The sequence below is a fragment of the Crocosphaera sp. genome, assembly GCF_030064895.1.
Classification (GTDB): Bacteria; Cyanobacteriota; Cyanobacteriia; order Cyanobacteriales; family Microcystaceae; genus Crocosphaera.
The window spans coordinates 19,302-27,858 of sequence record NZ_JASJEB010000055.1 but is presented as its reverse complement, the minus strand read 5'-3'; the positions used below and the strand labels follow the sequence as shown (position 1 = coordinate 27,858).

Here is an 8,557-nt window from a genome sequence, read left to right as displayed (position 1 = left end):
AAGTTACGCCTGTGGACAAGTCAGAGCCGACTCCCTTGGATGAAGCAGGAAGTAAAATAAACTCAAACCAAGTTATCATGAGCCTAAAAACTTGATGGGTAAGTTTGAGTAAGTTTTATATAGCGGTTGCCTATAGTAAGTTAGGAGACAATCAAAAAGCCATTGCTGACTATAACCAAGCGATTTCCCTTAATCCTAACGATGCTGGGGCTTACTTCCGTCGAGGTGATGCCTATGTTCGCTTAGGAGACTATCAAAAAGCTATTGCTGATTTAGAAAAATCTGCTAATTTATTTAAGGAGAAAGGACAGATCGAAATAGCCATAGAAATATTGCAAATTAGTAATCAAATTAAATCAATTGCTCCTTAAGAAACTGGGGAGTATCACAATTTTTTAGTTTAGCGTTTTTAAATAGGGAATGCTCCCATTTCTAAAAGTCTTAATTTTTATTTAAAATTTGCCAGAAATTTCCCTAAACCCGATAAACTCAATTTCAAGAATGATTGAAGGAGAAATCTTTAGGAAATTATGGCATATTATTGGTTTAAGGCCTTTCATTTAATTGGTATTGTGGTTTGGTTTGCTGGATTGTTTTATTTAGTTCGTTTATTTGTTTATCATGCTGAAGCATCAGAGAAAAAAGAACCTGACCAAAGCATTCTTAAAGCACAGTACGAAATTATGGAAAAACGTCTTTATAACATTATTACTACCCCAGGAATGATTGTTACTGTTGCCATGGCCATTGGTTTAGTTTCCACAGAAACTGAGGTTTTAAAGTCGGGATGGTTACATATTAAATTCGTATTTGTTGCCTTATTATTAGGCTATCATTTTTACTGTGGAAGAATCATGAAACAGTTAGAAAATGGAGAATGTCAATGGACAGGACAACAATTTAGAGCCTTAAATGAAGCTCCAACGGTTTTGTTAGTTGTTATTGTCTTATTAGCTATCTTTAAGAACAATTTACCTTTAGATTTAACCACTTGGTTGATTTTTGCTTTAGTGATTTTAATGGCAGCATCTATTCAATTATATGCTAAAAAAAGACGGCTTGCTCAAGAAAAATTAAGTTCATCTACTGATTAAAAAATCATCGTTAACGGTGAGATATACTAGGAACTTAATATGATTAAACCCCTAGTATATTACATTCTTTCTAAGACAGAAATTCCCAGTAAAGATAATCCTAATTTTAGTGTTTTTGCTGTTAAATCACATAACAATAACCGAGATGTTTTTGTCGGTTCTTCTGATTTTAAAACGGGACAATTTTCGTAAAAACGGTTGAATTTTTTACTAAGTTCATATAGATAGTCACAAAGACGATTAGGAAGTAAGGTTTTTTCTACTTCTTTGATAGTTTCACTAAGTTGTAATAAATATTTTCCCAATTCAATCTCGGTGTCTTCTTGGAGAATAATTTCTATATTGTCTCCTAAGTTTTCATAGTCAATATTTCCCTCTCTGCTAATACTTTGTATTCTAGCATAAGCATACAACATATAAGGGGCTGTATTGCCTTGTAAAGCTAACATTTTATCATAACTAAATATATAGTCACTGATACGATTTTGACTTAAATCAGCATATTTTACTGCACTAATTCCTACGGTTTGAGCTACATTATTAATAAACTCTTCTGATTCTATTCTTTCTTCTGATTGTAAGCGATTTTCTAAATCTTTGCGAGCATAATTAATCGCTTCATTTAATAAGTCTTTCAGTTTAATAGTTTCCCCTGAACGAGTTTTTAGTTTTTTCCCATCTTCTCCTTTAACTAACCCAAAAGGAACGTGAATTACTTCAACTGTGTCTGGCAAAAAATTGGCTTTTTTGGCAACTTGAAAAACTTGAGTAAAATGATTAGATTGCCCGGCATCGGTAACATAAATAATCCTTTTTGCTTGATCTTCTTTAATACGGTATCTTAAGGCAGCTAAATCTGTAGTTGCATAGTTATAACCACCGTCAGATTTTTGCACAATTAAAGGTAAAGGATTACCTGATTTATTAGTAAATCCTTCTAAGAAAACACATTGCGCACCTTGATCTTTTTCTAAGATTCCTTCTGAGTCTAAAGCAGTGATAATATCATCTAAATAAGGATTATAAAAAGATTCTCCTCTTTCTGTTAATTTTATGTCTAAACGATCATAAATTTTTTGGAATTCTCGGCGAGATTGTTCACATAGTAATTGCCAAGCTTGACTACTTTCTTGTTCTCCTGATTGTAATTTTACTACTGCTTCTCTAGCTGCTTCTTGAAAGTTTTGATCTTCATCGAAACGTTTTTTTGCTTGCTTGTAGAAGTTTACTAAATCCCCAATTTCTAAAGCATCTGCTTGGGTTAAAGCATCGGGATATACTTCTTTTAAATAAGTAATTAACATTCCAAATTGTGTCCCCCAGTCCCCCACATGATTTAGTCTTAAAACTTCATACCCTAAAAATTCTAAAGTACGGGCAAGACAATCACCAATAATAGTAGAACGTAAATGACCAACGTGCATTTCTTTGGCAATATTAGGACTAGAAAAATCAACAATAACTTGCTCATGATTTCTATTTTTTTCAATTCCTAAACGTTGATCTTTATATAAAGATTTTAGTTTATTTTCTAGATAAATAGGTTTCAACTTTAAATTAATAAAACCAGGTCCGCCAATAGTTGGAGTTTCACAAATAGTATCTACAGATAAATTACTAATAATAATTTGAGCAATTTCTCTAGGATTTTTGGCTAATTTTTTAGCTAAAGGAAGAGCTATATTTGCCTGATAATCTCCATGTCTAAGATCCCTAGCAGTTGTTACTTGAGGATCAATTTCTTGAAAATCTTCACCAAAAGACTTTACTAAAGCGTCTTTAAATTGCTGGGTTAGTTGCTCATTAATAGAAGTCATAATACCTACAAATAGCTGAGAAAGATGTAACTTATTTTTTAGCTTATTTAGCTTATCATAGTCAATAGGCTAAGATTTACAAAATTATTAGATCGTAACACAGTCTTCCATAGCAGTTTTCAATTGAGTCTATTAATATTTAGGTTGAGTGAGTGTGGGGAGTTTGATAAGTGTTGACATTTTAACGTTTAATCTATGCAAATTAAAATTGCTGTAGACTGTACAAACAGGACTTATATTAAGCTGATTCCTCTTTTGATCATTACCATCCGGCCATTGCTATAGTATAGAAGGCAATTCGTGCTGATAAAGTTAAGATTTGATGATGCGATCGCTCTCAATTTTTTATACATTCATAGTTCAGAAGATAGTATGATGAATGAATGAACAAAAAACAGCGCAAAATTTATGATGCTATCTTTAGAGAACCCATGACAAATAATATTCTCTGGGATGATGTAATAACCTTAATTAAAGCTATAGGAGGAACAGCAACTGAAGAGGATAATAGAGGAGTTAGATTTGATGTTAATAAACTCTCCCTCAATATTCATAGTCCCCATCCTCAAAAACAATTAAAAAGATACCAAATAAAAGCCATTCGTGAATTTTTATTTAAAGCAAGGATTAACCCATGAAATACAAAGAATATAAGGCCATCATTGAATACGATGAAGACGATCGCTTATTTTTTGGTCGGGTAATCAATATTAGAGATATAATAGTGTTTGATGGTTTATCTGTTGATGAATTAGAACAAGCTTTTCAAAAGGTTATTGAGCAATATTTAGCTGATTGTCAGTCCTTTCATAAAGCCCCCGAAATACCAAATTCTAATTTATTTAAACCCCGTCGTTAACGAGGGAGTCTTATCCATTCAAATTAAATAATCAGAACAATTATGTTGAGCAAAACAACAACAATAAATATCTTAAAAAATCCTACTAAATCAGACTGGATAGAACAAGCAATTAATAACTTAGACACCATTTTATTAGATCATTCTCATTGTGAAAGAAAAGCCGCCAGCGTAGCCTTAAATTTGATGTTTCACTACTCATCCAATGCAATGCTAGTGAGAAAATTAACAGCGATTGCTCAAGAAGAATTAGAACATTTTGAACAAGTTAATCAGTGGTTAGATAAAAAAAATATTCCCCTTGGCCCACTATCTTCCCCTCCCTATGGAGCTAAATTAAAATCAAAAATTTGTAAAAAAGAACCACAACGATTATTAGATTCGTTATTGATTGCCGCTTTAATAGAAGCCAGATCCCACGAAAGATTAGGACTATTAGGAAACCATTGTCCTGATCAAGAATTAGCTAAATTTTACCGCAGTTTAATGGCATCAGAAGCGAGACATTATGGTATTTATTGGATATTAGCAGACAATTATTTTGAGAAAGAAGTTGTTCAAAAAAGATTAGAAGAATTATCAATTATCGAAAGTGAAATTTTAGACACATTACACCCTGAACCAAGAATTCATAGTTAATGAATCCCATTATCAAAGCAACTGCTAAAAACTTTGTTAAAGTTATCTTATGTTCTTGAAAATTGAGGCAAATCTTAATTATAATTAGGGTTTGGAAACACCGTAAGCCAAAACGAAAGGATTGAATAACAGTGACTGATACCAACTTAGATTTTTTAGCCCAGACCGATCCCACCCTTGCTGCTATGATACAAGGGGAATTGCAACGGCAACGGGAACATTTAGAATTAATCGCCAGTGAAAACTTCACCTCCCCTGCCGTTTTAGCTGCTCAAGGCTCGGTGTTAACCAACAAATATGCAGAAGGATTACCCAAAAAACGCTACTATGGTGGTTGCGAATGGGTCGATCAAGCCGAGCAATTAGCCATCGATCGCGTCAAAGAATTATTTGGAGCAGCACACGCCAACGTACAACCTCATTCAGGGGCCCAAGCCAACTTTGCAGTATTCTTGACCCTCCTCGAACCAGGGGATAAAATCATGGGCATGGATCTCTCCCATGGTGGCCATTTGACCCACGGTTCCCCCGTCAACGTTTCCGGAAAATGGTTTGAAGTATGCCATTATGGGGTCAGTGCTGAAACAGAACGCTTAGACTACGACGCTATTTTAGAACTCGCCAAGCAAGAAAAACCCAAATTATTAATCTGTGGGTTCTCTGCTTATCCCAGAATTATCGAATTTGATAAGTTTCGGTCCATCGCTGATGAAGTGGGAGCCTATCTCATGGCAGATATCGCTCACATCGCCGGTTTGGTTGCCAGTGGTCATCATCCTAACCCCCTGCCCTATTGTGATGTGGTCACCACCACCACCCATAAAACCTTACGAGGACCCAGAGGTGGTTTAATTATGACCAATAACCCCGAGTTGGGCAAGAAGTTCGATAAATCTGTTTTTCCTGGCACCCAAGGAGGCCCATTGGAACAGGTGATTGCAGCCAAGGCAGTAGCCTTCGGAGAAGCCCTTAAGCCCGACTTTAAGGTATATTCTGGGCAAGTTATCGCCAATGCCCAATCTCTAGCTAATCAATTGGGTCAACGAGGCTTTAAGCTCGTTTCTGGTGGCACTGATAACCACTTAATGTTAGTGGATCTGCGCTGCATTGACATGACTGGAAAGGAAGCAGATAAGTTAGTAAGTGAAATTAATATTACTGCTAATAAGAATACTGTTCCCTTCGATCCACAATCTCCTTTTGTCACCAGTGGACTACGCTTAGGATCTCCTGCTATGACTACCAGAGGTTTAGGGGTAGAAGAGTTTGCCGAAATTGGTAATATTATTGCTGATTGTTTACTCAATCGCAACGATGAAGGAGTTAAGCAAGATTGTTTAAACCGAGTCAAGGCTTTATGCGATCGCTTTCCTCTCTATCCTCATCTCAATATTCCCCTACCTGTTTTAGCTTAGGTTAATTAACCGTTTGTAGGGGTAAATTCCCCTACTTCCAAATATCTTCATCCCATAACCGAGGGTTATTTTCAAAGGAGTTAACATAACAAAATGCCCCAAACTCGTTTTCAATTTAATCGTCAACTGGTTCGTCACTTTATTGAAACAGCACAACCTTATTTTTTTCCCACAGAGTTAAGGGAAACAACCGAGACGACAAAGGTTAAATATATAACTAAAAATACATGGATGTTTTTAGGACTTATTGTCGTTATTGTTTTTACTGTTGTTAGTTTAGCGTTCTTGTTAACCATTGGCTTAACTTTATTAAGTAATATTCTTTTTCCTGAGTTTTTTGGTGATGTTGCTGGAGGTTTAATAAAAAATGTTAATGGTTTTTTGAACTCATTTTGGCCTTATATTGCTCTGAATGTCATTATTATTAGCGGAGTCATATTTGTTTGGCAAAAAGCAAATGTAGCAGATAAATGGAAACAATGGTCATTATTAGCATCGCTATTATTTCTTTCATTAGTAGTTAATGGATTAAATGTTATCATAAGTTATACTTTTCGTTTTATTGATAACGCATTAAATCAAAAAAATGAAGAAACTTTTTATCAATTCATGATAATTTATGGTTTGGTATTAGTGGTAGCTCTTCCCATTATTGTTATTTATCGTTATACGAGACTAAAACTTGGTTTAATGTGGAGAGAATGGTTAACAGAACACTTCTTAAATAAATACTTTAATAATCGTGCTTATTATGAATTAGATTCTAATGCTACTAATACAGAAGTAGATAACCCTGATCAACGTATCACTCAAGATATTACATCTTTTACCAAGGTTACTCTTGATTTTTTACTGGATATTCTTGACTCAATTTTAACTCTATTATCATTCTCAGCTATCTTATACGGTCTCTCTAAAGAAGCAACGGGAGGACTGATAATTTATGCTATTTTTGGTACTACAGTTGCTTTAATTGTAGGAAGTCGCTTAGTTAGTATTAACTATAATCAATTACGCTTAGAAGCTAATTTTCGCTATGGAATGGTAAGGGTAAGAGATAATGCAGAATCTATTGCTTTTTATCGGGGAGAAGCGTTAGAAAAAAGACAGGTTACTGAGAGATTAATGGCTGCAATTATAAATTTTGATCTCTTAATTATTTGGCAGTCAATTATTCAGTTATTCCAATTAGGATATCAATTTTTCCCTCGTTTAATTCCTTACATTATTATTGCTCCATTATACTTGCGAGGAGATTTGGATTTTGGAGCGATTGGTCAAACAAGTTTCGCATTTTTCCAAATATTAAGCGCACTTTCTTTGATTACCAATCAAATTCAAGGTATCTCAGAATTCGCTGCTAGTATTAACCGTTTAGGGGAGTTTTATGAATCATTAAATCCCTTAGCTTTCAAAAAAGAAAAGCTACAAACTAGCTTTATTCATACCCAAATTTCATCAGATGTTGCTCTAGAAAGTGTTACATTACAGCCTCCTAATTCTGAGAGAATATTAATTGAAAATGTTTCCTTAAATGTCAGTAATGATCATAATTTATTGATTATGGGAGCCAGTGGAACCGGGAAAAGTTCTTTATTAAGAGCGATCGCCGGATTATGGAATTCAGGAGAAGGAATAATCTATCGTCCTGACGCAGAAAAAATCTTATTTCTACCCCAAAAACCTTACATGATTTTGGGAACATTAAGAGAGCAATTATTGTACCCTAATACGGAAAATAACATCACAGATGCACAGTTAGAAGAGGTGTTAAAAACTGTTAATTTACCCGACTTAGCAGAAAGATTTAAGGGTTTTGAAGCAGAAGAAAACTGGGAAAATGTCTTATCATTAGGAGAACAACAAAGGGTGGCTTTTGCTCGCATTTTAATTACTAAACCCAGTTATGCTATTCTAGATGAAGCTACCAGTGCTTTAGATGTCAAAAACGAAGAAAGATTGTATCAGGAATTATCCCACATGGGAACTACTTATATCAGTGTAGGACATCGCCCAACTTTAAGCCAATACCATCAACAATTATTAGAAATATTTGATGGAGGAAATTGGGAAATTAAAGGAATTGAGAATTAATTATTAAGCAAATTTATGTCTTTAGAAGCCATTTCTATTAAACCACAAAATAGCGAGCCAAAATATCTTTTAGTCATGTTACATGGTTGGGGAGCAAATGCCGAAGATTTAGCCCCATTATCTTCTATGTTAACCCTTCCTGACTATCAATTATTGTTTCCCAATGCGCCTTTTTCTCATCCACAAGTACCTGGAGGACTTGCTTGGTACGCGCTAGAAACTGGCAAATACGAAGGAATAGAAGAAAGTCATCAACTGTTAAAAAATTGGTTGATTTCTCTCGAAGCAGATACAGGTATTCCCTTATCTCGTACTATTTTAAGTGGGTTTTCTCAAGGGGGTGCAATGTCTCTGGATGTAGGGATTAATTTACCCTTAGCAGGTGTTTGTAGTTTGAGTGGTTATTTACAGTTTCAACCGCAAAAGTTAGCTTTTCCTCTTCCTCCTATTTTGATTATTCATGGTAAAAATGATCAGGTTGTCCCTGTAGAAATGGCGCAAAAAGCTAGGGATGAATTAACTGCGATCGATGCTAAGATTGAGTATCATGAGTTGGCTATGGGTCATGAAATTCCTCCTATGGTTTTGCCTATTTTTGAGACATTTATTAAAGCTAATACTCGTTAATCTGTCTCCATA

General features: G+C 34.7%; 9 protein-coding genes. 8 read left to right on the top strand and 1 reads right to left on the bottom strand.

Annotated elements, in window-relative coordinates; translation table 11 throughout:
• Nucleotides 1-104 precede the first annotated feature (104 nt).
• Both QNJ66_RS13725 and hemJ read left to right on the top strand, forming a co-directional pair.
• A complete protein-coding gene (locus QNJ66_RS13725; RefSeq protein WP_300507850.1) occupies nt 105-371 on the top strand; it encodes a tetratricopeptide repeat protein in 267 nt (88 codons plus the stop codon).
• A gap of 159 nt (nt 372-530) precedes the next feature.
• Nucleotides 531-1,094 carry a protoporphyrinogen oxidase HemJ gene (gene hemJ / locus QNJ66_RS13720; protein WP_300507848.1) on the top strand — a complete coding sequence of 188 codons (564 nt, stop codon included), beginning with the start codon at nt 531-533 and terminating at the stop codon, nt 1,092-1,094.
• Nucleotides 1,095-1,153: 59 nt separating this feature from the next.
• Here the strand turns inward: hemJ and argS are convergent, their stop codons facing one another.
• The gene (gene argS / locus QNJ66_RS13715; RefSeq protein WP_300507846.1) at nt 1,154-2,911 is read right to left on the bottom strand and encodes an arginine--tRNA ligase; all 1,758 of its coding nucleotides are present in this window, start codon (nt 2,909-2,911) and stop codon (nt 1,154-1,156) included.
• Between the two features lie 383 nt (nt 2,912-3,294).
• Here argS and QNJ66_RS13710 point away from each other — a divergent pair, with 383 nt between their 5' ends.
• From QNJ66_RS13710 to QNJ66_RS13685, 6 genes are all read left to right on the top strand, one after another.
• On the top strand, nt 3,295-3,549 hold the full coding sequence (locus QNJ66_RS13710) for a type II toxin-antitoxin system HicA family toxin (RefSeq protein ID WP_300507844.1): 255 nt from the start codon (nt 3,295-3,297) through the stop codon (nt 3,547-3,549).
• The gene (locus tag QNJ66_RS13705) at nt 3,546-3,770 is read left to right on the top strand and encodes a type II toxin-antitoxin system HicB family antitoxin (protein WP_300507842.1); all 225 of its coding nucleotides are present in this window, start codon (nt 3,546-3,548) and stop codon (nt 3,768-3,770) included. Before QNJ66_RS13710 ends, QNJ66_RS13705 begins: the two co-directional genes overlap by 4 nt.
• A 42-nt stretch (nt 3,771-3,812) precedes the next feature.
• Complete coding sequence (miaE, locus tag QNJ66_RS13700; protein WP_300507841.1) at nt 3,813-4,409, top strand: tRNA isopentenyl-2-thiomethyl-A-37 hydroxylase MiaE; 597 nt, start codon at nt 3,813-3,815, stop codon at nt 4,407-4,409.
• 131 nt (nt 4,410-4,540) lie between these two features.
• A complete protein-coding gene (gene glyA / locus QNJ66_RS13695; protein WP_300507839.1) occupies nt 4,541-5,824 on the top strand; it encodes a serine hydroxymethyltransferase in 1,284 nt (427 codons plus the stop codon).
• A gap of 93 nt (nt 5,825-5,917) precedes the next feature.
• Nucleotides 5,918-7,918 carry an ABC transporter ATP-binding protein/permease gene (locus QNJ66_RS13690; protein WP_300507837.1) on the top strand — a complete coding sequence of 667 codons (2,001 nt, stop codon included), beginning with the start codon at nt 5,918-5,920 and terminating at the stop codon, nt 7,916-7,918.
• 15 nt (nt 7,919-7,933) lie between these two features.
• Nucleotides 7,934-8,545, top strand: coding sequence for an alpha/beta hydrolase (locus QNJ66_RS13685; RefSeq protein ID WP_300507835.1), 612 nt, complete (start codon nt 7,934-7,936; stop codon nt 8,543-8,545).
• Nucleotides 8,546-8,557: the final 12 nt, after the last annotated feature.

Bases quoted from the DNA above. Each gene is read 5' to 3' on its own strand.
- hemJ (WP_300507848.1), top strand. From the start codon at position 531: ATGGCATATTATTGGTTTAAGGCCTTTCATTTAATTGGTATTGTGGTT.
- argS (WP_300507846.1), bottom strand. From the start codon at position 2,911: ATGACTTCTATTAATGAGCAACTAACCCAGCAATTTAAAGACGCTTTA.
- QNJ66_RS13710 (WP_300507844.1), top strand. From the start codon at position 3,295: ATGAACAAAAAACAGCGCAAAATTTATGATGCTATCTTTAGAGAACCC.
- QNJ66_RS13705 (WP_300507842.1), top strand. From the start codon at position 3,546: ATGAAATACAAAGAATATAAGGCCATCATTGAATACGATGAAGACGAT.
- miaE (WP_300507841.1), top strand. From the start codon at position 3,813: ATGTTGAGCAAAACAACAACAATAAATATCTTAAAAAATCCTACTAAA.
- QNJ66_RS13690 (WP_300507837.1), top strand. From the start codon at position 5,918: ATGCCCCAAACTCGTTTTCAATTTAATCGTCAACTGGTTCGTCACTTT.
- QNJ66_RS13685 (WP_300507835.1), top strand. From the start codon at position 7,934: ATGTCTTTAGAAGCCATTTCTATTAAACCACAAAATAGCGAGCCAAAA.